The sequence below is a fragment of the Cellulomonas sp. RIT-PI-Y genome (assembly GCF_025642745.1).
In the GTDB taxonomy this organism is placed as follows: domain Bacteria; phylum Actinomycetota; class Actinomycetes; order Actinomycetales; family Cellulomonadaceae; genus Cellulomonas.
Genome location: NZ_JANZKP010000013.1, coordinates 1 through 22,741, shown reverse-complemented (window position 1 = coordinate 22,741; position 22,741 = coordinate 1). Strand labels below are relative to the sequence as shown.

Annotated in this window: 25 protein-coding genes; 15 read left to right on the top strand and 10 right to left on the bottom strand. The window is 73.3% G+C overall.

Translation table 11 applies throughout. The features are described from left to right. Positions 1 to 178 precede the first annotated feature (178 nt). The 3 genes from OGL89_RS06315 to OGL89_RS06305 form a co-directional block, all read right to left on the bottom strand. The gene (locus tag OGL89_RS06315; RefSeq protein ID WP_263119061.1) at positions 179 to 832 is read right to left on the bottom strand and encodes a response regulator transcription factor; all 654 of its coding nucleotides are present in this window, start codon (positions 830 to 832) and stop codon (positions 179 to 181) included. 139 nt (positions 833 to 971) lie between these two features. Then, complete coding sequence (locus tag OGL89_RS06310; RefSeq protein ID WP_263119060.1) at positions 972 to 2,438, bottom strand: MFS transporter; 1,467 nt, start codon at positions 2,436 to 2,438, stop codon at positions 972 to 974. Between the two features lie 75 nt (positions 2,439 to 2,513). After that, entirely contained in the window at positions 2,514 to 3,050 is a 537-nt protein-coding gene (locus OGL89_RS06305; RefSeq protein ID WP_263119059.1) for a hypothetical protein, read from the bottom strand. 183 nt (positions 3,051 to 3,233) lie between these two features. On the opposite strand from OGL89_RS06305, the gene OGL89_RS06300 reads away from it, so the two are divergent. Both OGL89_RS06300 and OGL89_RS06295 read left to right on the top strand, forming a co-directional pair. Then, a complete protein-coding gene (locus OGL89_RS06300) occupies positions 3,234 to 4,409 on the top strand; it encodes a histidine kinase (protein ID WP_263119058.1) in 1,176 nt (391 codons plus the stop codon). Between the two features lie 97 nt (positions 4,410 to 4,506). Continuing rightward, complete coding sequence (locus OGL89_RS06295; protein ID WP_263119057.1) at positions 4,507 to 5,205, top strand: hypothetical protein; 699 nt, start codon at positions 4,507 to 4,509, stop codon at positions 5,203 to 5,205. Here OGL89_RS06295 and OGL89_RS06290 read toward each other — a convergent pair. The 4 genes from OGL89_RS06290 to OGL89_RS06275 all read right to left on the bottom strand — a co-directional run bounded on the left by OGL89_RS06290 (position 5,168) and on the right by OGL89_RS06275 (position 9,201). After that, positions 5,168 to 6,109 (bottom strand): siderophore-interacting protein, encoded by a 942-nt coding sequence (locus OGL89_RS06290; protein WP_263119056.1) that lies wholly within the window; start codon positions 6,107 to 6,109, stop codon positions 5,168 to 5,170. The two genes, OGL89_RS06295 and OGL89_RS06290, sit on opposite strands and share 38 nt — an antisense overlap. A 51-nt stretch (positions 6,110 to 6,160) precedes the next feature. Further along, positions 6,161 to 7,255 (bottom strand): VIT1/CCC1 family protein, encoded by a 1,095-nt coding sequence (locus OGL89_RS06285; RefSeq protein ID WP_263119055.1) that lies wholly within the window; start codon positions 7,253 to 7,255, stop codon positions 6,161 to 6,163. Between the two features lie 38 nt (positions 7,256 to 7,293). Continuing rightward, positions 7,294 to 8,271: a TIGR03557 family F420-dependent LLM class oxidoreductase gene (locus tag OGL89_RS06280; protein WP_263119054.1), complete on the bottom strand. Its 978-nt coding sequence runs from the start codon at positions 8,269 to 8,271 to the stop codon at positions 7,294 to 7,296. Positions 8,272 to 8,343: 72 nt separating this feature from the next. Next, complete coding sequence (locus OGL89_RS06275) at positions 8,344 to 9,201, bottom strand: SDR family oxidoreductase (protein WP_263119053.1); 858 nt, start codon at positions 9,199 to 9,201, stop codon at positions 8,344 to 8,346. 150 nt (positions 9,202 to 9,351) lie between these two features. On the opposite strand from OGL89_RS06275, the gene OGL89_RS06270 reads away from it, so the two are divergent. From OGL89_RS06270 to OGL89_RS06240, 7 genes are all read left to right on the top strand, one after another. Further along, entirely contained in the window at positions 9,352 to 9,726 is a 375-nt protein-coding gene (locus OGL89_RS06270) for a helix-turn-helix domain-containing protein (protein ID WP_263119052.1), read from the top strand. A 171-nt stretch (positions 9,727 to 9,897) separates the two neighbouring features. Next, positions 9,898 to 10,185 carry a hypothetical protein gene (locus OGL89_RS06265; RefSeq protein WP_263119051.1) on the top strand — a complete coding sequence of 96 codons (288 nt, stop codon included), beginning with the start codon at positions 9,898 to 9,900 and terminating at the stop codon, positions 10,183 to 10,185. Positions 10,186 to 10,276: 91 nt separating this feature from the next. Further along, positions 10,277 to 11,209, top strand: coding sequence for an FKBP-type peptidyl-prolyl cis-trans isomerase (locus tag OGL89_RS06260; protein WP_263119050.1), 933 nt, complete (start codon positions 10,277 to 10,279; stop codon positions 11,207 to 11,209). 97 nt (positions 11,210 to 11,306) lie between these two features. Next, positions 11,307 to 11,783, top strand: coding sequence for a hypothetical protein (locus OGL89_RS06255; protein ID WP_263119049.1), 477 nt, complete (start codon positions 11,307 to 11,309; stop codon positions 11,781 to 11,783). A 61-nt stretch (positions 11,784 to 11,844) separates the two neighbouring features. Further along, a complete protein-coding gene (locus tag OGL89_RS06250) occupies positions 11,845 to 12,435 on the top strand; it encodes a class I SAM-dependent methyltransferase (RefSeq protein ID WP_263119048.1) in 591 nt (196 codons plus the stop codon). Between the two features lie 47 nt (positions 12,436 to 12,482). Beyond that, complete coding sequence (locus tag OGL89_RS06245) at positions 12,483 to 13,106, top strand: L-threonylcarbamoyladenylate synthase (RefSeq protein WP_263119047.1); 624 nt, start codon at positions 12,483 to 12,485, stop codon at positions 13,104 to 13,106. Between the two features lie 19 nt (positions 13,107 to 13,125). After that, positions 13,126 to 13,866, top strand: a complete 741-nt coding sequence (locus tag OGL89_RS06240) for a uracil-DNA glycosylase (RefSeq protein ID WP_263119046.1) — start codon at positions 13,126 to 13,128, stop codon at positions 13,864 to 13,866. Positions 13,867 to 14,034: 168 nt separating this feature from the next. On the opposite strand, the gene OGL89_RS06235 is transcribed toward OGL89_RS06240, so the two are convergent. Continuing rightward, entirely contained in the window at positions 14,035 to 14,928 is an 894-nt protein-coding gene (locus tag OGL89_RS06235; protein ID WP_263119045.1) for an SDR family oxidoreductase, read from the bottom strand. Between the two features lie 161 nt (positions 14,929 to 15,089). Here OGL89_RS06235 and OGL89_RS06230 point away from each other — a divergent pair, with 161 nt between their 5' ends. The 6 genes from OGL89_RS06230 to fni all read left to right on the top strand — a co-directional run bounded on the left by OGL89_RS06230 (position 15,090) and on the right by fni (position 20,880). Then, positions 15,090 to 15,335 carry a hypothetical protein gene (locus tag OGL89_RS06230; protein ID WP_263119044.1) on the top strand — a complete coding sequence of 82 codons (246 nt, stop codon included), beginning with the start codon at positions 15,090 to 15,092 and terminating at the stop codon, positions 15,333 to 15,335. 63 nt (positions 15,336 to 15,398) lie between these two features. Next, a complete protein-coding gene (locus OGL89_RS06225; RefSeq protein ID WP_263119043.1) occupies positions 15,399 to 16,751 on the top strand; it encodes a tripartite tricarboxylate transporter permease in 1,353 nt (450 codons plus the stop codon). 7 nt (positions 16,752 to 16,758) lie between these two features. Next, positions 16,759 to 17,727, top strand: a complete 969-nt coding sequence (gene mvk / locus OGL89_RS06220; RefSeq protein WP_263119042.1) for a mevalonate kinase — start codon at positions 16,759 to 16,761, stop codon at positions 17,725 to 17,727. Further along, positions 17,724 to 18,740: a diphosphomevalonate decarboxylase gene (mvaD, locus tag OGL89_RS06215; RefSeq protein WP_263119041.1), complete on the top strand. Its 1,017-nt coding sequence runs from the start codon at positions 17,724 to 17,726 to the stop codon at positions 18,738 to 18,740. Before mvk ends, mvaD begins: the two co-directional genes overlap by 4 nt. After that, the gene (locus OGL89_RS06210) at positions 18,737 to 19,813 is read left to right on the top strand and encodes a phosphomevalonate kinase (protein ID WP_263119040.1); all 1,077 of its coding nucleotides are present in this window, start codon (positions 18,737 to 18,739) and stop codon (positions 19,811 to 19,813) included. The genes mvaD and OGL89_RS06210 overlap by 4 nt, the downstream gene beginning before the upstream one ends. Further along, positions 19,810 to 20,880 carry a type 2 isopentenyl-diphosphate Delta-isomerase gene (fni, locus tag OGL89_RS06205; protein WP_263119039.1) on the top strand — a complete coding sequence of 357 codons (1,071 nt, stop codon included), beginning with the start codon at positions 19,810 to 19,812 and terminating at the stop codon, positions 20,878 to 20,880. The genes OGL89_RS06210 and fni overlap by 4 nt, the downstream gene beginning before the upstream one ends. On the opposite strand, the gene OGL89_RS06200 is transcribed toward fni, so the two are convergent. Together OGL89_RS06200 and OGL89_RS06195 are read right to left on the bottom strand one after the other, a co-directional pair. Continuing rightward, positions 20,877 to 21,530: a response regulator transcription factor gene (locus tag OGL89_RS06200; RefSeq protein ID WP_263119038.1), complete on the bottom strand. Its 654-nt coding sequence runs from the start codon at positions 21,528 to 21,530 to the stop codon at positions 20,877 to 20,879. The two genes, fni and OGL89_RS06200, sit on opposite strands and share 4 nt — an antisense overlap. Positions 21,531 to 21,550: 20 nt before the next feature. Next, positions 21,551 to 22,741 (bottom strand): histidine kinase (locus OGL89_RS06195; protein WP_263119037.1); only part of this gene is annotated, 1,191 nt, incomplete at its 5' end.

Sequence of the window (22,741 nt, the reverse complement as noted above, 5' to 3'; positions counted from 1 at the left end):
GAGGTTATCAGCGGGTCAGCGAGCCTTCAGCCGATCGGGTGACGACGGCACCGAGGGAGAAAGCCCGGGCACGGGACCGGTCCCTGCGCCCCGGCGGCGCGCCCTCTCCCGGCGGTGCGGCCGGGCGGTGCGCTCAGGGCCGGGCCGGATCCGGGCGACGCGCCGGAGGCCTCTCGGCTCAGGGTCGGAGACCGGCCCTGACGGCGAGGGAGACGAGCTGGGCGCGGTCGCGGGCCCCGACCTTGGTCATCGCGCGGTTGACGTGCGTCTTGACCGTGAACGGGGACACGAACAACTGCTCCGCGATCTGCTGGTTGTCCAGACCCTGCACCACTGCCTCGACGACCTCGCGCTCGCGCGCGGTGAGGGCGGCGAGCAGCTGGCGAGCGGTCTCGTCGGGCGGCACGCCGGCGTCGGTGGCGACGTGGTCGATGATCGCGGCCGCCGCCGCCGCCGACAGCGTGCCCCCTCCCGCGGCGACGTCGAGGATCCCGGCCGTCAGCTCGGCCGGCCCGACACCCTTGCTGAGGAACCCGTCGGCGCCCGCACGCAGGGCCGCCAGAACGTTCTGGTCCTGGTCGAAGGTGGTCAGCACGACGATCCGGACGTCCTCGGGCGGGTGCGACCGCCGGATCCGGCGCGTGGTCTCGACGCCGTCGATGCCGGGCATGCGGAGGTCCATCAGGATGACGTCGACGTGGCTCTCCCCCGCCTCCAGGGCGCGCAGGGCGTGCAGACCGTCCGGGGACTCGGCCACCACCGACAGGTCGGGGTGGGCGTCGATGATCGTGCGCAGCCCGAAGCGGATCATCTCCTGGTCTTCGACCAGCATCACGCGGACCATCGATACCTCCCGGTTGTTCGCGCAGCCCGTGCGTCGCGGGCCCTCATCCTCGCAGTGGTCCTCCCGGTGACGTCGGACATGGGGTGCTCCTCGGGGTCGGGGTGATCGGAATGCGGTGCGTGCGGTGTCAGCGGACGGCGGTCACGACCGGGGAGGAAGGGCGGTCGGCGCCGGGGGACGGCGTGGCGGCGGGATCCTCGCGCCCGGCCGAGGCGGGGATCGTGGCCGCGACGACCGCGGCGAGGACGCCCGCCGCGCACCCCACAGCCAGCGCGAGGCGGAAGGCGCCCTCGGACGGGACCAGATGCCCGTCGGTGAGGGAGCCCAGCGTGGCCAGCAGGACCCCGACGACGGCTGCCGCGGTGCTGGTCCCCAGGGACCGGACGAGGGTGTTGAAGCTGTTGGCGGAGGCGATCTCCGAGCGCGGGACCCCGCCCATGATCAGCAGCGGGATGGCCCCGTACGCCATGCCGGTGCCGACGTTGACCAGCATCACCGCGACCATCAGGCCCCAGGTCGAGCCCATGAGCAGCAGCGAGGCCGCATAGGCGGCGGCGATCGCGGCGGCGCCCGCCGTGAGCGTGATCTTCGGTCCGCGGGTGCGCGACAGGCGTGCGCCGAGCGGGGCGACAGCCATCATCACGAACCCGCCGGGTGCCAGCCACAGCGCCATCGCGAGCATCGACTGCCCGAGCCCGTACCCGGTGGCGGTCGGCAGCTGGAGCACCTGGGGGATCACCAGGGACTGGGCGTACATCCCGAACGAGACCAGGAGCGAGGCGGCATTGGTCACCGCCACGGGACGGCTGGCGATCGACCGCAGGTTGACCAGCGGGTGCGTCGAGCGCAGCTGCACGACCACCCACAGCCCGAGGACCACCAGGGCCCCGGTGGCGCAGCCGAGCGTCGCCGGGGAGGTCCAGCCCCAGGACGCTCCCTTGGACACCGCCAGCAACAGGCTGATCAGTCCCCCGGAGAGCAGGATCGCGCCGACCGGGTCGAACCGCTGGCCCGAGGGCCTGCGGTTCGACCCGGTGGGCACCACCCGCCACACCGCGACCAGTGTGAGGGTCGCCAGCGCCGCGAAGGTCCAGAACATGGCCTGCCAGCTCGCGGTCTGGGCGATGGCGGCGGCGAACGGCAGCCCGAACGCTCCGCCGATGCCCATCGACGCGCTCATCAGCGCGACCGAGGACGCGACGCGCTCGGGCGGCACCACTTCCCGCAGCAGGGCGATGCCGAGGGGCGCCACTCCCATGCCGAGTCCCTGCAGACCTCGCCCCAGGAGCATCGGGGCCAGCGAGGCCGACAGAGCACAGACCGCGGACCCGCCGATCAGCGGGACCATGCTGATCAGGAAGATGCGCCTCGTGCCGTGCAGGTCGCCGAGGCGGCCGGCGACCGGGACGGCCACGGCCGAGGCGAGCAGGGTGGCGGTGACCACCCAGGAGGCGTTGTCGGCGCTGGTGCCCAGGATGCTCGGCAGCTGACCGATCAGCGGGACGATCAGGGTCTGCATGCCGGCGGCGATGACCCCGGCGAGCGCGAGGACGGCCACGATCAGCCCGGGCGCCCGGGTGCTGGTGCGGTGCATAGGAGGGTTCCTCCGGTGTGGTCGAGCGGTCGGGCACCCTCGTCCGGCCGTGCGGATGACAGGGCGGGACGCGGATCAGGCCAGCAGGTGCGCGGCCTGCTCGCCGGTCTCGTACACGACGTCGTACTGCTGGTCGATCAGCGGGGTGACCTGCGCGGTCTTCTTCGCCTTCACCCGCCCGTGCGCGAGGTAGCCCACGAGCCAGCCGATCAGGCCCACCGCGCCCAGGACGATGGACAGGGCGGTCAGGTCGGCCTCCAGGGAGAAGACCGACCCGGCCAGGAACGCCGAACCGACAATCCCGGTGCCCACGGCCGCCGCGGTGGCCGTCGTGGTCTTCGAACGCTCCAGGCTGGCGATGGAGTCCAAGGCGTGCTGGCACTTGCGCTGCAGCTCCAGGACCAGCGCGCGGTTCTTCACCCGGCGGTCGCGCTTGAACTTCAGGGTCACCGCGCCGGTCCCCGGCATGGTGGTGGCGTACCCCTCCGCGACCCAGCCGAAGTTGCGGTACGCGTCGCGGTACAGCGACTCCAGGTCGCGGTCGGCGCGCACCGTCGTGTACTCGTAGGCCACGAACTCGGTGCCCGTGGCGACGGCTTCGGTCTGGCTCATGATCGATCTCCTGTTCCTGCGACGGGCCGTCGGGTGGTGATCCGCGAGGAGCGGCCCGATCTCTCCTCCGGCATGTCCCCAGCCTGTCGACACGACAGCGGCCTGCCGTCCTCCGGGTGCACCGACTTCCCCTACTGCGACGGCAGTACGTGGCCGGTGACGCCCGATGGCACCATCGGACAGGTGACGGCCTCTGCTCCCCGCTCCCGCGCCGGAACGGCGTTCTGGAACCGGCTGCCCCGCGTGCTGGAACGGACGGTCCTGGTGATCGTCGCTCTGGCGCTGTCCGTTCAAGTGGTGATCGTGGTGGAGGCCGGGAACCCCGTCGGCGGCTGGCTCGCGATCGTGCTGTCGTCGGCCGGGATCTGGGTGCGCCACCGCGATCCCCACCTGGGGCTGGGACTCACGGCGGCGGCGCCGGTCGTCGCGGCGCTGCTGGGCTGGGACCCGATCGCGAGCTGGTCCCTGGCCTGCTTCGTGGCGTTCCTGCTGACCCTGCGGTCGCTTCCCGGTCTGCTCACCGGCGCCGTCGTCGGGGCCGCGAACCTCACGGCCTCGTGGATCTCCCTCGGCACGGCCCTGCCCTCGCAGAATCCCGGCGCGTCGATCGCCGCCTGCGCAGCCTTCGTCACCGCCTCGGCCGGCAGTGCGATACGCGGGCACCGGCAGTACTGGTCCGAGCTGGAGCGCCGCACCGCTCAGGCGATCGCCACCCGGGAGGCCGCCGTCAATCGTTCCGTGGCCGAGGAACGCGTGCGCATCGCTCGCGACCTGCACGACAGCGTCGGCCACCAGATCGCCGTGGTGAACATGCGCCTGGGCGCCGCGGAGGTGCATCTGCCCGCCGACTCCGAGGCGTCCCGTGCCGATCTGGGTGCCGCGCGCGCCGCGGTTCAGGAGGTGCTCCGCGAGACCCAGCAGATCCTCCAGGTGCTCCGCGTCGGCACCGAGGAGCAGACCGTCGCACCCACCCCGGGGCACGCGTTGCTGCCCGACCTGATCGCCTCGTTCCGCGAGGCCGGCCTGGAGGTCGAGGCGACGCTGCCCGAGCAGCCGCTCGATCTGCCGCCCGCCGTCGGCGCCGCCGTGTACCGGATCGCCCAGGAGTCCCTGACCAACGCCCAGAAGTACGGCACCGGGTCGGCGTCGATCCTCGTGGAGCGCACCCCCGGGGAGCGGATCGTGGTCGAGGTCGTCAACCCCCGGACGGACGCCGCGCGCCGCGGGAGTTCACCGGGCGGCAACGGCATCATCGGGATGAGAGAGCGCGCCGCCGCCGCACACGGGTCCTTGCAGGTCCGCGCGGACGGCCACCTCTTCTGGGTCCGCGCCGAACTGCCCGCTCGTGCGACCGACTGAACGCGGCCGCCGTGCGCCGGGCCCGTCGACCGCGGCGACGGTCCGACCTGGCGGCCCGGTCGGACGCTTCGGTCCGCTCACCGCCCTGCGGTACGCCGTGCACGACACGTCCGAACGCGGCATCTATCTCGCCGGTCTCTCGATCCCGATCGGGATCCTGGTGGCGGGATGGAAGATCGCGCTGACCGTGCTCTCCCCGTCGTGGTTCCTCGCCGCGAACGCCCTGTTCACCCTCGGTGCCGTGGTCGCGAAGCAGCACGTCGTGCGCGCGCACTTCCTGACCAGGACGGCCCCCGACCCAGACGGGACCCTGCGGCCGCACCCGGAGCGACGTCGCGCCTACCGGGCCACCGGCGCGATGGTGAGCGTGCTGGCTCTGCTCTACGTCGCCAGCTGCGTGCCGCTCGTCGTCGATCCGGGCGAGCAGGAGAGGTTCTCCGAGATCGTCGCGATCTCGATCGCGGTCGTCGCCTTCACCGAACTCGCCATGGCGATCCGCGGCGTCGTGGTGGCACGACGGAGCAAGGACCTGACCGTCGAGGCGATCCGGATGGTCAACCTCGCCGGGGCGATGGTGCTGATCGTCCTGACGCAGACGGCGCTGACGTCCCTCGACGGGGGGATCGGGACGAGCGTGTACAACGGTGGGGCCGGGATCCTGTTCGGGACGATCGCCGCGCTGATCGGCGTCTCCATGCTGGCCCGCCGGACCGACCACGTCCGGACGTCGGCCGAGCAGGGGACGGACGCGGAGCGCGTCAGTTCTCCGGCCGCCCCTCCCGCCAGTACCCCATGAACGCCACGGCCTTCCGGTCCACCCCGCACTCGGCCACCAGGTGCCGCCGCAGGGTCTTGATCGCCCCGGCCTCCCCGGCCAGCCAGGCGTACAGCGCCGCGTTCTGCCGCAGCGGCTGCCCCTGGGCGTCGACGGGCAGCTCCCAGAGCAGCCCGTTCTCGATGTCGACGTCCTCCAGCTCGATCCCCTCGGTCCGGGGCGCTTCCAGCGGCATCAGCCGGACACACGCGGCCTGGACCGCGGGCACCAGCCGGGACCCGTGGGCGGCGCCGTCGCGGGGCAGCCAGGTGATCGCGACGCCCTCCGGGGCACTCAGGTCGAGGAGGTCGCCGGAGACCGGGACCTCCAGGACGACCTCGCCGCGGGCGTCGGCGGGCAGGCGCTCCAGGATCGAGGCGATGGCGGGGACGGCGGTCTCGTCACCGGCCAGCAGCAGGCGGTCGGTGTGCGCGGGCGGGATGAAGTCGATGCCGCCGCTGGTGCCGTCGTGCGCGGCGTTGGGGCCGAGGATGGCGAGCGGGTCGCCGAGCCTGGCCTCGGTGGCCCAGCGGGAGGCGGGGCCGGTGGAGCCGTGCAGGACCAGATCGACGTCGATCTCGTTCGCGTGCTGGCGGACGGCCCGGACCGTGTAGGTGCGGATCGGGTGGCGGACCTCGTCGGGGAGGTCGCGCCACTCGGTGTACCACTCGGGGCCGGTGGGCAGGGTGTCGTAGCCGCAGGGCAGCGGCAGGAAGAGTTTGATCCGCTGGTCGAACCCGTTGTCGGCGAACAGGTGCAGGTCGTCGCCGGAAAAGGTGATCCGGCGGAACGAGGGGCACATGTCGACGATGCGCGACACCCGGACGTCGAAGGTCCGGAACGGCAGGACGGGCGGCTGAGTGACCTCGGCGGCGACAGCGGTCATGGGTCAACGGTAAGGGCAGCCAAACCTCATTCGGCACCCCTGTGACTCAGGTCACGCCGCTCCGGTGCCGAAGGCCAGGCCCAGCAGGTAGGTCGCGGCGGCGGCCCCGAAGCCGATCGCGAGCTGTCGCAGCGCCCGCTTGCCCGGGGAGGCGCCGGAGAGGACGCCGACCGTGGCGCCGGTGCCGAGCAGCGCGATGCCGACCATGCCGCCGGCCAGCGCGACGGCGGGCCAGCCGGTCATGCCCAGCAGGTAGGGCAGCACCGGGATCAGCGCGCCGGAGGCGAAGAAGCAGAAGCTGGACACCGCGGCGGCGACCGCACTGCCGACCGTCTCGTGCTCGTCGACGTCGGGGAGCTCGGCCTCGGCGGTGGTGAGGGCGCGTTCGGCGGGCAGTTCGTGGTCGATCCGGTGCAGGACGGCGGCGGCGCGGGCACTGGCCGCCTCGGGTTCGAGCCCGCGAGCGCGGTAGACCAGGGCGAGCTCGTTGGCGTCGAGGTCCAGCGCGCTGAGCGCGGCCCGCGCCTCCTTGCTGGGCCGGGCGGCGTCCAGGAGCTCGCGCTGGGACCGGACCGAGACGTACTCACCCGCTCCCATGGACAGCGCACCGGCGAGCAGGCCGGCCAGACCGGTGAGCAGGACGGTGTGCGCGCCGACCCCGGAGGCGCCGATGCCGAGCACCAGGGCGAGGTTGGACACCAGGCCGTCGTTGGCCCCGAACACGGCGGCGCGGAAGGTGCCGGAGATCCGGCTGCGCCCCCGGATCGCGAGCGCCCGGACCACCTCGCCGTGGATCTGCTCGTCGGCGGCCATCGACGCGGTGGCGTCATCGTCCGTGTCGTACTCGCTGCGGGCCTCGGCACGCTGGGCGAGCGCCAGGACGAACACGCCCCCGAACCGGCGGGCCAGCCAGCCGAGCGCCCGGGACCGGATGTCGCCGCGCAGCGGTCGGCCGACCCGGTCGCCGAGCAGCTCCAGCCAGTGCGCCTCGTGGCGGCCCTCGGCGTCGGCGAGGGCGAGCAGGATGTCCCGTTCCTCGCCGGTCCGCCGGGAGGCGAGGTCGCGGTAGACGGCGGCCTCGGCGCGCTCGTCCGCGAGGTACCGCCGCCACCGGCGCACCTGTCTCCCGGTGGGATGCTCGCTCATGGGTCAACTCTCCCAGGCCGGTGGACCGGGGGCGTCGGTCACTCCGACGGCGCGGCGGCGCGCAGCTTCTCCAGCAGCGGGCCGGCGGCCTCGTCCAGGAACCGCTGCTGGGCCGCGTCCCCGACCTGGACCAGTGCGATGTCGGTGAACCCCGCCTCCCAGTACGCGGAGACGGAGTCGACGATCGCGTCCAGGTCCGGGCCGCACGGGATCGTCTCCGCGACGTCGTCCGGCCGGGTGAACTGGGACGCGGCGTCGAAGGCCTCGGTGGTCGGCAGGTCCGCGTTCACGTGCCAGCCGCCCGCGAACCAGCGGAACTGCTCGTGGGCGCGCTGCGTGGCCACGTCGGCGTCCGGGTCCCAGGAGATCGGGATCTGGCCGATCTTCCGGGACGGCGCCTCGTGCGCCTCGTCCCACTGGCTGATGATCTCGGCCTTGGGCTCGGTCGCGACCAGGTGGTCGGCCAGCGGGGCGAACCGGGAGATCGACTGCGCCCCGGAGACCGCGACCGCGAGGTCCACGCCGCCGTCGGGCAGGTCCCAGAGCCGGGCGGAGTCGGTGCGGAAGTGCACGCCGTCGTAGGTCAGCCGCTCGCCGTCGAGCAGGGCGCGGATGATCTCGATCGCCTCCTCGAGCATGTCGTGCCGCTCACCGACCGCGGGCCAGCGCTCGCCGACCACGTGCTCGTTGAGGTTCTCCCCCGACCCGAGGCCCAGGGTGAACCGCCCGTCCGAGAGCACGCCGAGCGTGGCGGCCTTCTGCGCGACGACCGCCGGGTGGTACCGGACGGTCGGGCAGGTGACGTAGGTCATCAGGTCGACCCGGGAGGTCACCTGGCTGACCGCGCCCAGTAGCGACCAGGCGTAGGGGGCGTGGCCCTGCTCGTCGATCCAGGGGAAGTAGTGGTCGGAGCTCACTTCGAAGTCGAATCCGATCCGCTCGGCCGCGGCGGCGTAGCCCACCAGCTCCTTGGGCCCGGACTGCTCGGTCATCAACGTGTACCCGAATCGCGTCATGCCCTGAGCCTCGCCCGAGTTGCCCCGACCCGCACCCGCACCGGTCTCCCGGGGGCGCGGGCCGGGGAGCGCTCAGGCCTGCGCCGCCCGCAGCGCGTCGACCAGCGGGGTGGTCGGACGCCCGATCAGGGCCGGCAGGTCACCGGTCACCTCGGCGAGCGCGCCGTTCGCGGTGGTCTCGTCCATCGTCAGCACGAACCCGATCGTCCCGGCGTCCAGCCCGGCGGCCTCCAGCGCGGCCCGGTGCTCGTCGATCGTGACCGACCGGTACTCCACCGGGCGTCCCAGCACCTCGGTCGCGGCCGCGGCCAGCTCGTCGAAGGTCCACGCGGTGTCGCCGGTCAGCTCGTAGACCGCGCCCTCGTGGCCCTCGGTGCTCAGCACCTTCGCCGCGGCGGCCGCGTAGTCGTCCCGGGCGGCGGAGGCGACCCGGCCGTCCCCGACGGCGGCGACGATCGCGCCGGACCGGGCGGCCTGCGCGAGGTCGCCCAGGTAGTTCTCGGTGTACCAGCCGTTGCGCAGCAGGGTGATCGCCAGGCCCGAGTCGCGCAGCAGCGCCTCGGTCTCGACGTGCTCGGGCGCGACCGGCAGGGTGCTGCGGTCGGCGTGCAGCACGGAGGTGTAGACGATCCGCTGCACACCGGCGGTCTTCGCGGCCTCGATGGCGTTGCGGTGCTGGGGGGTGCGCTGCCCGACCTCGGAACCCGAGACCAGCATCAGGGTGGTGGCGCCGGCGAAGGCCTCGACCAGGGTCTCCGGGCGGCTGTAGTCGGACTCGACGACCCGCACACCCCGCTCGGACAGGTCGGCGAGCCGCTCGACCCGGCGTCCGGTGGCGACGATCTCCCCGGGGGCGACCCCGTCGGCGATCAGGTGCTGCACGATCAGGCGACCGAGCTGGCCGGTGGCTCCGGTGACGACGATGGACATCTGCGTTCCTCCAGATCTGTGCCGGGCGGTCCGGCGACCAGCGATAACACCCCGGCCGCTCGGAAACCTTCCGGATGGCGGGTGCCCACTTTGCGGTCAGGTACTGCCCGAGGCGTAAGCAATGAGGTCACACGGGCGTAGCCTGGTCCCATGACGGTGATCGACACCCGTGTGTCCCTGCTCGACGAGCTGATGGTGGACGGCGTCCTGAGCGCCGCGTGCCCCAGCCGGGTGGTGCTGGACCACATCTCCAGCAAGTGGGGCGTGCTGGTCCTGGTCGCCCTGGCCGAACGCGGTCAGCGCTGGGGCGAGCTGCGCCGGACGGTCGAGGGGATCAGCGAGAAGATGCTCGCCTCCACCCTGCGCACCCTGGAGCAGGACGGCCTGGTGCTCCGCGAGGCGCAGCCGACCATCCCGCCGCGGGTCGACTACTCGCTGACCCCGCTGGGTCAGGAGCTGGCCACCGTGCTGCTGCCGCTGGTCGGCTGGGTCGCCCGGAACGCCAGCCGGATCGTCGGCGACTGAGGGCACTACCTAGACATCCCCGCCAGGCCACTCAACTTCGCCCGATCCGCCGGGCCGATCCCGCCGGCGCTACCCAGTTCCGCGCAGAACCGCCGTGTGCGCCCCCTCCGCGTCGAAGACTGATCGTCGACGCCGCCACCCGGGCCGTGTCCGAGCCGCGGAGGTGGACCCTTGCCCGCACACCAGTCGACGACCACGCTCCGGGTCGCCCTGCCCCCGGCCCACCGCGGTGTCGTCCCGCTGTCCCCGGACCAGGCCGCCGAGCTGTACCGCGCACTGCGCCGGCTGGACCAGTGGCAGCGGTCGAGCGCCCGCGACGGCGCCCCGGTCGATCTGGAGCAGGAGTGCCGGACCCAGTCCGCGCTGCTGCTGGTCGAGCTGATCGCGGCCCGCGGCGGGGAGATCTCCCAGGAGCTGGCGCAGGTGCTGGCCTCCCTGGGCCTGGCCCGCCTGACCTGATCCCGCACCGGGCACAGGTCGCCGGTCTACCATCGACGCGCCCGGCCTCGGCCCAGCACGCCGATGCCCGCCCCCGACGTGAGGACCCCTCGTGCGCCGTACGGCTGCCGCCATCATCGCCGCCACCCTGTTGCTCGCCGGCTGCTCCGGCGGCGGTGACGACCCCGACCCCACCAGCAGCGCCTCGTCGACCGCGTCCGCCGCGGACGCCCTCGCGGCGCTGGACGAGGTGACCGTCACCGGCGACCCGGGCACGGAGCCGGAGATCACCGCCGACTGGCCGTTCGAGATCGGTGCCGACGCCGCCACGGTGCTCGACGCGGGCGACGGCGCCGACATCGCCGACGGCCAGCTGATCAGCCTGCACCTGCGCGCGGTCAGCGGCGCGGACGGCACGGACCAGGGCGGCACGTACTCCGGCGACCCGCAGAGCTACTGGATGAGCGACCAGTCGAGCAGCACGCTGCCCGAGGCCCTGGCGAACGCGGTGATCGGCCAGCAGGTCGGCGTCCGCGTGCTGTACGCCGGACCGCGCACCCTGGACTCCGGCGAGGAGAGCTCGTTGATCTGGGTCGTGGACGTGATGGCCACCCAGGACGTGCTGGACGCCCCCGAGGGCGAGGCCGTGACCCCGGCCGAGGGCCTGCCGACCGTGACGCTGGCCGACGACGGCGAGCCCTCGATCACCACCGTGGACACCGCCGCCCCGACCGAGCTGGTCGTGCAGCCGCTGATCCAGGGCACCGGCCCGGAGGTCACCTCGACCGGCACCGTGGTCGCGAACTACAGCGGCTGGCTGTGGGACGGCACCTCCTTCGACTCCTCCTGGTCGCGTGGCGCCCCGACCGACTTCAGTCTGAGCCAGGTCATCGCGGGCTGGACCCAGGGCCTGGCCGGTCAGACCGTCGGCAGCCAGGTGCTGCTGATCGTGCCGCCGGACCTCGGCTACGGCGACGAGGACACCAGCTCGATCCCGGGCGGCTCGACCCTGATCTTCGTGGTGGACATCCTCGCCGGGAGCTGACCGGCTGCGGGGCCGACCCGATCGCCGTAGCGTCGGGTGGACGGAGGTGCTCGCCTCCGTCCACCCGCCCCATCGGGGCTCTGACGAGGGAGATCGAGTGAAGCTCCGCCACCTGCCGCTCCGACTGGGAGCAGGCGCGTACATCCTCAGTTCGGGGCTGGACAAGCTGTCCGCCTCCGACGACGCCGCCGCGAGCTACCACGGCATGGCGTCGAACGCGTATCCCGTGTTCAAGAACGTCGACCCGAAGACCTTCACCACGGTGCTGGCCGGGTCCGAGGTCGCCCTCGGGGCCTCCCTGCTGGTGCCGGTCCTGCCGAAGACCGTGGTCGCGGCCGGCTTCACCGCGTTCTCCGCCGGACTGGTCGGCCTGTACCTGCGCACGCCCGCGCTGCACCGCGGCCCGGGCGACTACCGCCCCAACCCGGACGGCATCGGGATCGCCAAGGACGTGATCATGCTGGGCGCCGCCGCGACGTACCTGCTGGACGCCCTCGGCTCCAACGCGAAGAAGGCCGGGAAGAAGGCCGGGAAGAAGGCGTCCAAGAAGGCCGCCCAGGTGCTGCACCGCTGATCAGGCTGGTCGGGCGGGTCTAGGCTCGGATCCCGCCCGACCAGACCCCCGGAGGACACCCATGCGCCAGCCGACCCGCTGGGAGCAGATCGGCCAGGCCAACCCGGACCGCTCGGTCTGGTACATCGAGCGGTTCCGCGCGATGGCCGCCCAGGGTGCCGATCTGGCCGGTGAGGCCCGGCTGATCGACGCGATGGTGCCGCGCGGGTCGCGGATCCTGGACGCCGGCAGCGGACCGGGCCGGGTCGGCGGGGAGCTCGCCCGGCGCGGGCACGTCGTCGTCGGGGTCGATGTGGACCCGTTGCTGGTCGAGGCCGCGCAGGCCGAGCACCCCGAGTCGACCTGGCTGGTCGGCGACCTGGCCGAGCTTGACCTGGACGACCGCTTCGACATCGCGGTGATGGCGGGCAACGTGCTGACCTTCGTCGCGGAGGGCACCGAGGTCGAGGTGCTGCGCCGGATCGGGAACGTGCTGACCCCGGAGGGGCGGCTGGTGATCGGGTTCGGCGCGGGCCGCGGGTACGCCTTCGACCGGCTGCCGGACGACGCCGGGGCGGCGGGGCTGCGGATCGACCAGCGGTTCAGCACCTGGGACCTGCGACCCTTCGGGCCGGGATCGGAGTTCCTGGTCGCGGTGCTGTCCCGGGCCTGATCCTCGCTCCCGGGCCGGTGTCGGGAAGCGGGCCTACCCTGGCAGGTATGGCCCGCTACCTGGATGTCCACCCGCACGACCCGCAGCCTCGTGCGCTGGCCCAGATCGTGGCCGCGCTGCGCGACGACGACGCCCTGATCGCCTATCCCACCGACTCGGGCTACGCGCTCGGCTGCCGCCTGGACTCGCACACCGGTCCGGACCGGATCCGCACGCTGCGGCACCTGAGCGACAAGCACCACTTCACTCTGCTGTGCAGCGACTTCGCGCAGCTCGGGCAGCTGGTGCACCTGGACAACGGACCGTTCCGCGCGATCAAGGCGGCCACCCCCGGGGCGTACACCTTCATCCTCCCGGCGACCAAGGAGGTGCCGCGGCGGCTGGCCCACCCGAAGAAGAAGACCGTCGGCGTGCGCATCCCGGACAACCGTCTGGTGCAGGCGCTGCTGCGCGAGCTCGGTGAGCCACTGCTGTCCAGCACCCTGATCCTGCCCGGCGAGGACGCCCCGATGACCGACGGCTGGACGGTCAAGGAGGAGCTGGACCATCAGGTCGACGTGGTGGTCGACACCGGCGAGTGCGGCACCGAGCCCACCACCGTCATCGACTGGTCCGACGGTTTCCCCGAGGTGGTGCGGGTCGGGGCGGGCGACCCGGACCGGTTCGCCTGAGCCGTCGCGGACCTGCCCGATGAGCGACCGTCCCGACGACCCGGACTACCCCGCCACCACCGCCCCGGACGCCCTGGACCTGCTGGAGCTGGACGGCGCGGTCGCCGAGTGCCGGGCCTGTCCCCGCCTGGTCGCCTGGCGCGAACAGGTGGCGACGGAGAAGCGGGCGGCGTTCCGGGACCAGACCTACTGGGGACGCCCCGCACCCGGCTTCGGCGACCCGACGGCAGGCATCCTGATCGTCGGACTGGCGCCCGCCGCCCACGGCGCGAACCGCACCGGCCGGATGTTCACCGGCGACCGGTCCGGCGACTTCCTGTTCGCCGCCCTGCACGCGGCGGGCCTGGCGAACCAGCCCACCAGCACCCACATCGACGACGGGCTCCGACTCACCGGCGTCCGGATCACCGCCCCGGTGCACTGCGCACCCCCGGCGAACAAGCCCACCCCCGACGAGCGCCGCCGGTGCGGACCGTGGCTGTCCCGCGAGCTGGAGCTGGTCCGGCCCCGGGTGGCCGTGGTGCTCGGCGCCTTCGGCTGGGACGCGCTGCTGCGGACCCTGGAGGAACAGGGCTGGGCGGTGCCCCGTCCCCGGCCGCGCTTCGGCCACGGCACCGAGCTCGTCCTGCACCGGGGCGAGGCACGGCTCACCCTGCTCGGCTGCTTCCACGTCAGTCAGCAGAACACCTTCACCGGGCGGCTCACCCCCGCGATGGTCGGCGCCGTGCTGTCCCGCGCCCGGGACCTGGCCGACCTCTGACCCACCCCCGACGGCGCCCTCCCGCTCGCTGCGCCGCAGTGCCCGCCGAGTTCGGTACATCGGCCGCGAGTTCGGCACCTCGGGTACCGAAGTCGGCGCGGAAGTACCGAACTCGCGCCCGGCGGGGACTGAGCCGCTGCGTGACGGAGCGCCAGGCGGGCGGGTGCGTCAGGGCAGGAGGCGACCGCCGGTGACACCGATCCGGTCGCCGGTGATGTAGCTCGACTCCTGGGACGCGTAGAACACGTAGGCCGGGGCCAGCTCCGCGGGCTGTCCTGCCCGGCCGAGCGGCGTCTCGGCGCCGAACTGCTCCACCTTGCCCTCCGGCATGGTCGCCGGGATCAGCGGGGTCCAGATCGGGCCCGGTGCCACCGCGTTGACCCGGATGCCCTGCTCGGCGAGCTGCTGCGCCAGGCCCTTGGTGAAGTTCCAGATCCCGGCCTTGGTCACCGCGTAGTCGAGCAGCTGGGGGCTGGGGTCGAAGGCCTGGATCGAGGTGGTGTTGATGATGCTCGCACCCGCGGACAGGTGCGGGACGGCGGCCTGGGTGATCCAGAACAGCGCGTACAGGTTGGTGCGGAACGTGCGGTCGATCTGCTCGGTGGTCATGTCGAGCAGACCGTCGTCCTGGGCCATCTGGAACGCCGCGTTGTTGACCAGGATCTCCAGACCGCCGAACTCGGCGACCACGGCGTCCGGCAGGGAACGGGCGTGCGCCTCGTCCCGGATGTCGCCCGGGATCGTCAGAGCGCGACGGCCGGCGTCCCGGATCCAACGCACGGTCTCCTGGGCGTCGTCCTCCTCCTCGGGCAGGTAGGAGATCGCGACGTCGGCGCCCTCCCGGGCGAAGGCGATCGCCACCGCCCGGCCGATGCCGGAGTCGCCGCCGGTGATCAGGGCACGCTTGCCGTCGAGCCGTCCGGTGCCGGCGTAGCTGTGTTCGCCGTGGTCGGGCTGCTGCGCCATGTCGTCGGTGCGCCCCGGGTGCGCGATGGTCTCCGCGGGCTGCTCCGGGGTCGGGTGCTGGGTACGGGGGTCCTGGGGTGCGGTCTGGTCGCTCATACCGCTCCATCCTCCGGGCCCGGGCGCAGACCGCCACTCGTGACGCGGATCACGACCGTCTGCACAGCGCACACACACCGGTGCCACCGCGCGCTCCCCCTGGTCCGCCTAGGGTTGTCCGCGGCGCGGGATCGGTCCGCGACGGACCTCCTGGAGGACAGATGGGCACCGACGGCGACTACGTCGAGATCTGGGGCGACCGGGTCTCGCTGCGTGACCTGGTGATCGCACTGGTCGTCTGCGCCGTCCCCACGGTCGGCGCCGTACTCCTGGGCCAGGTCGTCGGCGGGCAGCCGCTGTTCTGGGGGCTGGGTGGCGCCGCGCTGGGGTTCGCGGTCGCCTGCGCGGTGATCCGGCCGAAGCGGGACGTGCGGATCGTGGACGACCCGGGCGCGGCCGTCGACTGACGACGACCCATCCACAGCCGCCGCGGCACCGAACCCGGTGCACCCTGAACCCGAGAGACCCGAGTGGACCTGACTCTGCTGCTGCCGATGGTGATCGCCGCCCTGGCCGCCGTCGTGCTGTACACCCTGATCGGCTTCGTGCCCGGCACCGACGAGACCTCGGTGCTGCTGCCGGTCACCCTCACCCTGGTGCTGGCCGGGGTCGACCCGCAGGTCGTGCTCGCGTTCTTCATCGCCGCGGTCATCACGCTGAACCTGACCAACTCGATCCCGACCGCACTGGTCGGGCTGCCGGGCGGGGTGCTGTCCGCTCCGATGATCGACCATGCCCTGACGCTGAAACGCGAGGGGCTGGCGGCCCAGACCATCCGCAAGATGGCGGCCGGGTCGGTGATCGGCACCCTGGTCTCGGTGCCGTTGGCGCTGCTGATCGCCGGGGCCATCGCACCCTACGCCGAGGACCTGCGCGAGCACGGGTCGCTGCTGTTCGTGATCGGCGCGGTGGTGCTGGCGCTGATCGGCAAGAACCGGTTCCTGTCGCTGCTGTCGATCGTGCCGCTGATCCTGCTGTTCCAGGGTGTGCAGGCGCTGTACCGGACCATCGGGATCCTCCCGGCCGAGGGCACGATCACGGTGTCCTTCTTCCTGTCGATCACCGCGGGTCCGCTGCTGGTCTCGCTGTTCGAGGTGCTGAACCCGGCGCTGCGGGCCGCGATGCCGCGCACCGGCCGCACCCCGGTGGTGATCACCCGCGAGGAGCTGAAGGGGCAGTCGCTCAGCCCGCGCAAGCTGCTGACCCGCGCGGAGCTGGGCACCAGCGCGGCGGTGTCGGCGATCTCCACCCCGTTGTTCTTCCTGAGTCCGGTGGCGCTCACGCTGTTGCTCGGCGAGGCGGCGGGCGCCCGGGCGAAGGACCCGGGTCAGCGGTCCAGCCGGGCGATCACCGCGATGGCCGCCCTGGCGCACTCGACCTACCTGGCCGGGCTGATCATCCCGCTGCTGGCGATCGGCCTGCCGCTGTCCCCGGTGTCGATCGGACCGGCGAACGCGCTGTTCAACGCACCGCCGGTGCTGACCCTCGACCACAATCTGCACCACATCCTCAGCACGCCGCAGTTCATCGTCGCGGTGCTGATCGGCGGGGCGATCAGCCTGGTGCTGTCCTACGTGCTGGCGGTGCGCTACTCCTTCCGCCTGACCGCGATCGTCACCCGGCGGGTGCCGCACGAGGCCGTGCTGGCGCTGTTCCTGGTGTTCGTCCTCCTGCTCGCGTACCTGGACGCGGGGTGGATCAATGTCTTCGCCGTGCTGCTGGTCGGCCTGACCTGCGGCACTCTGAACCGGATGGGTGTCAGTTACGGGGTGCAGTTCATGTCGCTGTACGCCGGCCCGTGGCTGATCACCCAGCTGATGTGAGGAGCCGATGATCGAGAACCGCGCCGGCACGGGCCACACCCGCGCCAAGGTGATCCTGACCGGGGAGCACGCCGTGGTGTACGGCGAGCCCGCCATCGCGCTGCCGTTGGCGAGCCTGCCGATGCGGGCCACCGTGCGCCGCGAGCCCGGGCCGCTGTCCGTCGAGTCGGTGCTGTACTCCGGCACGCTCGCGGACGCCCCGGAGGAGCTGGCCGCACCCCGCGCCGCCATCGAGGCCACCCTCGACCACCTCGGCCTGCCGCACCGTGACCTCGTCCTGAGCACCGAGTCGAGCATCCCGGCCGCCCGTGGCCTCGGGTCGTCGGCGGCGACCGCCGGGGCGCTGGCCCTGGCGCTGGCCGACCTGGCCGGCCGGACGCTGACCGCGCAGGAGCACTTCGACCTGGTGCAGGTCGGCGAGCGGGTCGCGCACGGCAGCCCCTCCGGTCTGGACGCCCGCACCACCGCCTCGACGGTGCCGGTCTGGTTCCAGGGCGGCGCGATGCGACCGCTGGACCTGCACCTGAGCGCGCACCTGGTGGTCGCCGACACCGGCGTGCACGGCCGGACCCGGGTCGCGGTCGCCGACGTCCGGGCGTTCCGGGACCGGCATCCCGCCCGCGGCGCCCAGCTGATCTCCGAGCTGGGCCGGATCACCCGGGCCACCGTGGAGGACCTCCGGCTGGACCGCCCGGTGCTGCTCGGCGAGCGGCTGACCCGTGCGCACCAGGCCCTGGCCGAGCTCGGGGTCAGCTCGCCGGAGCTGGACCGGCTGCAACGCGCTGCGATGGAGGCGGGGGCGCTGGGCGCCAAGCTGACCGGCGGTGGCCAGGGCGGTTGCCTGCTCGCGCTCGCGAGCGATGCCGCCTCCGCTGGTAGCATCGCGGCTGCCCTGCGCCGCTCGGGCGCACCCCGCACGTGGCTGCACCGGATCGACGCGCGTCAGTCCTCCCCCACCCAGGTGCACCTCGCATGACTGCTCCCGCGACCGCCGTCGCGCACGCCAACATCGCGCTCGCCAAGTACTGGGGCAAGCGTGACGAGGCCCTCGCCCTGCCGGCCACCTCCTCGCTGTCGCTCACCCTGGACGCGTTCCGCAGCACCACCACCGTGGTGCCGGACGACCCCGAGGCGCAGGCGACCGGCACGGACCTCGCCACCCTGGACGGCGCCCCGATGACCGGGAACTCGCTGGACCGGGTGCGGCGCTTCCTCGATCTGGTCCGCGAGCAGGCGGGCGGCGGCGGATTCGCCCGGGTCACGTCGACCTCCACCGTGCCGATCGGCGCCGGGCTGGCCTCCTCCGCCTCCGGGTTCGCGGCCCTGGCCGGTGCCGGGGCGCGGGCGTACGGACTGGACCTGGACGACCGCGGCCTGTCCCGGTTGGCACGACGGGGCTCCGGCTCCGCCTGCCGGTCGGTGTTCGGCGGCCTGGTGGTCTGGCACGCCGGGACCGACGACGCCGGCAGCTACGCCGAGCCGGTGCCGGGCGGCGAGCCCGGTGGTGCGCTGGACCCCGCGATGGCGGTGGTGGTGCTGAACCCGGGGATCAAGTCGGTGTCCAGCCGGGAGGCGATGCGCCGCACGGTGCAGACCTCGCCGTTCTTCGCCGGGTGGGTCGAGTCCACCGAGCAGGACGTCTCGCTGATGCTGGACCGGGTGGCCGCGGGCGACCTGGCCGGGCTCGGTGAGCTGGCCGAGTCGAACGCGCTGCGGATGCACGCCACGATGCTCGGCGCCCGCCCGCCGGTCCGGTACTGGACCGGGCAGACGGTCGCGGTGCTGGACGAGGTCGTCGCGCTGCGGGCCGCCGGCCTGCCGTGCTGGGCGACCATGGACGCCGGCCCGAACGTCAAGGTGCTGTGCGCCGCCGCCGATCTGGACCGGGTGGCCGCGGCGCTGTCCAAGGGTCCCGACGGCGATCTGGACCGCCTGGTGATCACCGCCCGCCCGGGTCCGGCGCTGAGCGTGGCGGGGGCGGTCGCATGATCGAGACCCGCGCCCACGGCAAGCTGTTCGTCGCCGGGGAGTACGCCGTGGTCGAGGCCGGCTACCCCGCGATCCTGATCGGCGTCGACCGGCACATCACCGTGCGCCTGGCCCCGGCCGAGGACGCCGGGTCGATCACCTCCGACCAGTACGGCCGGCTGCCGATCGTCTGGCGCCGCAACGGCCACCGGGTCGTGCTGGACCACGACTCCCGGCCGTTCGACTACGTGCTGGCCGCCATCGCGGTGGTCGAGCGGTTCGCCACCGAGCAGGGCCGCACACTGTCCTTCTACGACATCGAGATCAGCAGCGAGCTGGACGACGACTCGGGTCGCAAGTTCGGCCTGGGCTCCTCCGCCGCGGTCACCGCGGCCACCGTGCGCGCACTGGACACCTTCTACGAGCTGCACCTGCCGACCGACAAGCTGCTCAAGCTCGCCCTGCTGGCCACCCTGCGGGTCAACCCGATGGGCTCCGGCGGCGACGTCGCCGCCAGCCTGTACGGCGGGTGGATCCGCTACGCCGCGCTGGACCGCGAGTGGGTCCGGCTGCGACTGGAGACCGGCACCCCGCTGACCCACCTGCTCGCCGCCGACTGGCCCGGTCTCTCGGTCCGCCGGCTGCCGACCCCCACCACGATGGACCTGGTGGTCGGCTGGACCGGCCAGCCCGCCTCGACCACCCGGCTGGTCGAGGCGATGCAGTCCCGCAAGGGCGCCGCCGAGTCGCACTACCCCGACTTCCTGGCCGAGTCCCGGGACTGCGTGGACGCCCTGGCCGACGCCATCGCGCACGACGACGCCCCGGCAGCCAAGGTCGAGCTGCGGCGCGCCCGCGGACTGCTCACCTCGCTGGCCAACGCCGCCGGGGTCGACGTCGAGACGCCCGCGCTCAAGGCCCTGTGCGAGGGCGCGGAGACCGTCGGCGCGGCCGCCAAGTCCTCCGGGGCCGGCGGCGGCGACTGCGGCATCGTCCTGGTCGACCGGGGCAGCGACCTCGGCCCGATGATCGCGGCCTGGACGGCGACCGGCGTGCGGCACCTGGACCTGCACGTCGCGGAGCCGACGCCGTGACCGGCCCCGCCGAGCGCGACGCCACCCGCAAGGCCGACCACGTGCGCCTGGCCTCCGCCCAGCACGCCGAGCCGCTGCCGCACGACTTCGACCACGTCCGCCCGATGAACCACCCGCTGTCCGCCGGGAACCGCGCCGCGGTCGACCTCGCCGTGCACGGGCGGGTGCTCGCCTGGCCGGTCCCGCTCTACATCAACGCGATGACCGGCGGCACCGAGCACACCGGCACCATCAACCGCGCCCTGGCCCGCGCCGCCCGGGAGACCGGCGTGCCGATCGCCAGCGGCTCCACCGGCATCCTGCACCGCGAGCCCGCTGCCGTCCCCTCCTTCCGGATCCTGCGTGAGGAGAACCCCGACGGGTTCGTGCTGGCCAACATCAATGCGAACCTCAGCCCGGAGCAGGCCCGCCGATCGGTGGAGATCCTGGAGGCAGACGCGCTGCAGGTGCACCTGAACCCGGCGCAGGAGATCGTCATGCCGGAGGGCGACCGGGACTTCACCCGGTGGGCCGACAACCTGGCCGCCATCGTCGAGGGCGTGGGCGTCCCGGTGATCGCCAAGGAGGTCGGTGCCGGGATGTCCCGCGGCACCGTCACCGCCCTGCGCGCCCTGGGCGTGGCCGCCGTCGACGTCTCCGGCCGCGGCGGCACCGACTTCACGGCGATCGAGTCCGACCGCCGCACCGACGGCGGCATGCCCTACCTGGCCCACTGGGGGCAGTCCGCGGTCGAGGGCCTGCTGGACGCCGCCGGCACCGACGTCGACCTGCTGGCCTCCGGCGGGCTGCGCCACCCCCTGGACGCGGTGCGGGCCCTGGCGCTCGGCGCCCTGGCGGTCGGCGTCGCGGGCGGGTTCCTGCGCACCCTGCTGACCGACGGCGAGCCGGCCCTGATCGCCCGGATCGAGACCTGGCTGAGCCAGATCGGCGACATCATGACGCTGCTCGGCGCCCGGACCCCGGCAGAGCTGCGCGGGACGGATCTGCTGCTCACCGGTCCGGTGCGGGAGTTCTGCGAGCTGCGCGGCATCGACGCCGGAGCCTACGCGCGGCGGTCGGGGCGCTAGCCCTCCGCCAGTCCCGCCCGGTCCACCAACGTGGCCAGCTGCACCCGGTTCTCCAGTCCCAGCTTGGTCATCGCCCGTGCCAGCTGCGTCTTCACGGTCGCCTCGCTGACGAATCCCTGCGCCGCGATCACCGCGTTCGACAGTCCCCGGGACACCGCGACCGCCACCTCCAGCTCGCGATCGCTCAGCACCTCCAGCCGACGCCGGGCCTCCGCGGCGCGGTGGGCGCCGGAGTCCGCGCCGACGTGGTCGACCAGCGCCCGGGCGGCCCGGTCGGAGAGCCGGCTGCCTCCGGCGGCGACCGCGTGCACGGCGTCGGCGATCTCGGCCGGGGCGGAGTCCTTGGCCAGGTAGCCGCGGGCACCGGCGTGCAGCGCGGCCAGCACCAGGTCCTCCGCGTCGAAGGAGGTCAGCACCAGCACCGCGGGCGGGTCCGGCAGCCGGGTAACCGCGGCGGTGGCCTCGACGCCGGACATCCGGGCCATCCGCAGGTCCATCAGCACCACGTCCGGGCGGTGCGCCTGGACCGCCGGGACCACCTCGTCGCCGTCGGTGGCGTCGCCGACGACGGTCACGCCCTGCTGCTCCAGGATCGTCCGGAGCAGGGTGCGCACCAGCGCGTCGTCGTCCACGACCAGTACCCGGGTCACCGCGCCAGGGTAGTGCGCGGTCAGTCCACCGTGGGCCAGGGCAGGTGCGCGGTCAGCACCCAGCGGTCACCTTGGGGTCCGGCCTCGACGGTGCCGCCCACCGACGCGACCCGCTCCCGGACGCCGAGCAGACCGGTGCCGGAACCGGGCGCGTCGACCGGGCCGGACGGCAGCGGATTGGCCACCCGCAGGTGCACGCCGATGCCGGGCGACGCCCGCAGATCCAGGTCGATCCGGCGGTGCGGAGCGTGCTTGATCGCGTTGGTCAGCGACTCCTGCACGATCCGGTAGACCGCCCGGGTGAGCGGAGTGGGCGCGGACTCCCCGCCGGTGACGAAGACGTTCGCGGCCACGTCCGCGCCGGACTCCCGGGCGGTCGCGATCAGCTCGGGCAGCTCCGACAGGGTGCGGCCGGGACCCGGGCCGGCGGTCAGCGACGCCTGACCGGTGCGCAGCACGCCGATCAGGTCGCGCATCTCCTCCAGTGCCTGGTGGGTCGAGGTCCGGACCGACTGGGCGGCCTCCTGCACGGCGTCGTCCCCGCTGACCTCCAAGGCGGAGGCCCGCAGCGACACCACGGACAGGTGGTGGGCGACGGTGTCGTGCAGCTCGCGGGCGATCAGGTCGCGCTCGTCCTGGCGGCTGAGCTCGGTGGTCAGCTCGGCCCGCAGTCGGCGTTGCGCGGACTCGGCCTGCGCCACGGTGCCACGACTGCGCCGGAGCAGACCGACCCCGATCGCCACCACCAGCAGGAACACCCCGATCGCGGCATAGCCGACCGCGGGCCACGGCAGCCGCTCACCGGTCACCTCGTCCGCGATGAAGAAGATCGACCGCTCCGGACCCAGGAGGGCGTCGCGCACCAGCGCCACCATCGCCGCGACCGAGGCCAGGACGCCGACCCGCCAGGCGGTGCGGGCCGGGCACCGGGCGATCACCCACGGCAGGCAGATCAGCACCGCGAGGTTGTCCAGCGGCTGCACCAGGGTGAGGCAGGCGGCGATCACGGTGGCGAGAACCGGGTGACGGCGGCGGAACAGGATCGTCACCGAGGCGGCGACCGCCCCGAGCATGAACAGCAGCACCCACCAGCCGTCGATCCCGTCCGACTGCACCCCGGCGGTGCCGACCGCGAAGAACAGGCACACGATCAGGAGCAGGACGTCCAGGACGATCCGCAGCGCACGGGACAGGGCACGGGACAGGACGCG

Bases quoted from the DNA above. Each gene is read 5' to 3' on its own strand.
- OGL89_RS06305 (WP_263119059.1), bottom strand. From the start codon at position 3,050: ATGAGCCAGACCGAAGCCGTCGCCACGGGCACCGAGTTCGTGGCCTAC.
- OGL89_RS06240 (WP_263119046.1), top strand. From the start codon at position 13,126: ATGAGCGACCGTCCCGACGACCCGGACTACCCCGCCACCACCGCCCCG.
- OGL89_RS06245 (WP_263119047.1), top strand. From the start codon at position 12,483: ATGGCCCGCTACCTGGATGTCCACCCGCACGACCCGCAGCCTCGTGCG.
- OGL89_RS06290 (WP_263119056.1), bottom strand. From the start codon at position 6,109: ATGACCGCTGTCGCCGCCGAGGTCACTCAGCCGCCCGTCCTGCCGTTC.
- OGL89_RS06285 (WP_263119055.1), bottom strand. From the start codon at position 7,255: ATGAGCGAGCATCCCACCGGGAGACAGGTGCGCCGGTGGCGGCGGTAC.
- OGL89_RS06210 (WP_263119040.1), top strand. From the start codon at position 18,737: ATGATCGAGACCCGCGCCCACGGCAAGCTGTTCGTCGCCGGGGAGTAC.
- OGL89_RS06250 (WP_263119048.1), top strand. From the start codon at position 11,845: ATGCGCCAGCCGACCCGCTGGGAGCAGATCGGCCAGGCCAACCCGGAC.
- OGL89_RS06270 (WP_263119052.1), top strand. From the start codon at position 9,352: ATGACGGTGATCGACACCCGTGTGTCCCTGCTCGACGAGCTGATGGTG.
- mvk (WP_263119042.1), top strand. From the start codon at position 16,759: ATGATCGAGAACCGCGCCGGCACGGGCCACACCCGCGCCAAGGTGATC.
- OGL89_RS06230 (WP_263119044.1), top strand. From the start codon at position 15,090: ATGGGCACCGACGGCGACTACGTCGAGATCTGGGGCGACCGGGTCTCG.
- OGL89_RS06310 (WP_263119060.1), bottom strand. From the start codon at position 2,438: ATGCACCGCACCAGCACCCGGGCGCCCGGGCTGATCGTGGCCGTCCTC.
- OGL89_RS06280 (WP_263119054.1), bottom strand. From the start codon at position 8,271: ATGACGCGATTCGGGTACACGTTGATGACCGAGCAGTCCGGGCCCAAG.
- OGL89_RS06315 (WP_263119061.1), bottom strand. From the start codon at position 832: ATGCTGGTCGAAGACCAGGAGATGATCCGCTTCGGGCTGCGCACGATC.
- OGL89_RS06275 (WP_263119053.1), bottom strand. From the start codon at position 9,201: ATGTCCATCGTCGTCACCGGAGCCACCGGCCAGCTCGGTCGCCTGATC.
- OGL89_RS06235 (WP_263119045.1), bottom strand. From the start codon at position 14,928: ATGAGCGACCAGACCGCACCCCAGGACCCCCGTACCCAGCACCCGACC.
- mvaD (WP_263119041.1), top strand. From the start codon at position 17,724: ATGACTGCTCCCGCGACCGCCGTCGCGCACGCCAACATCGCGCTCGCC.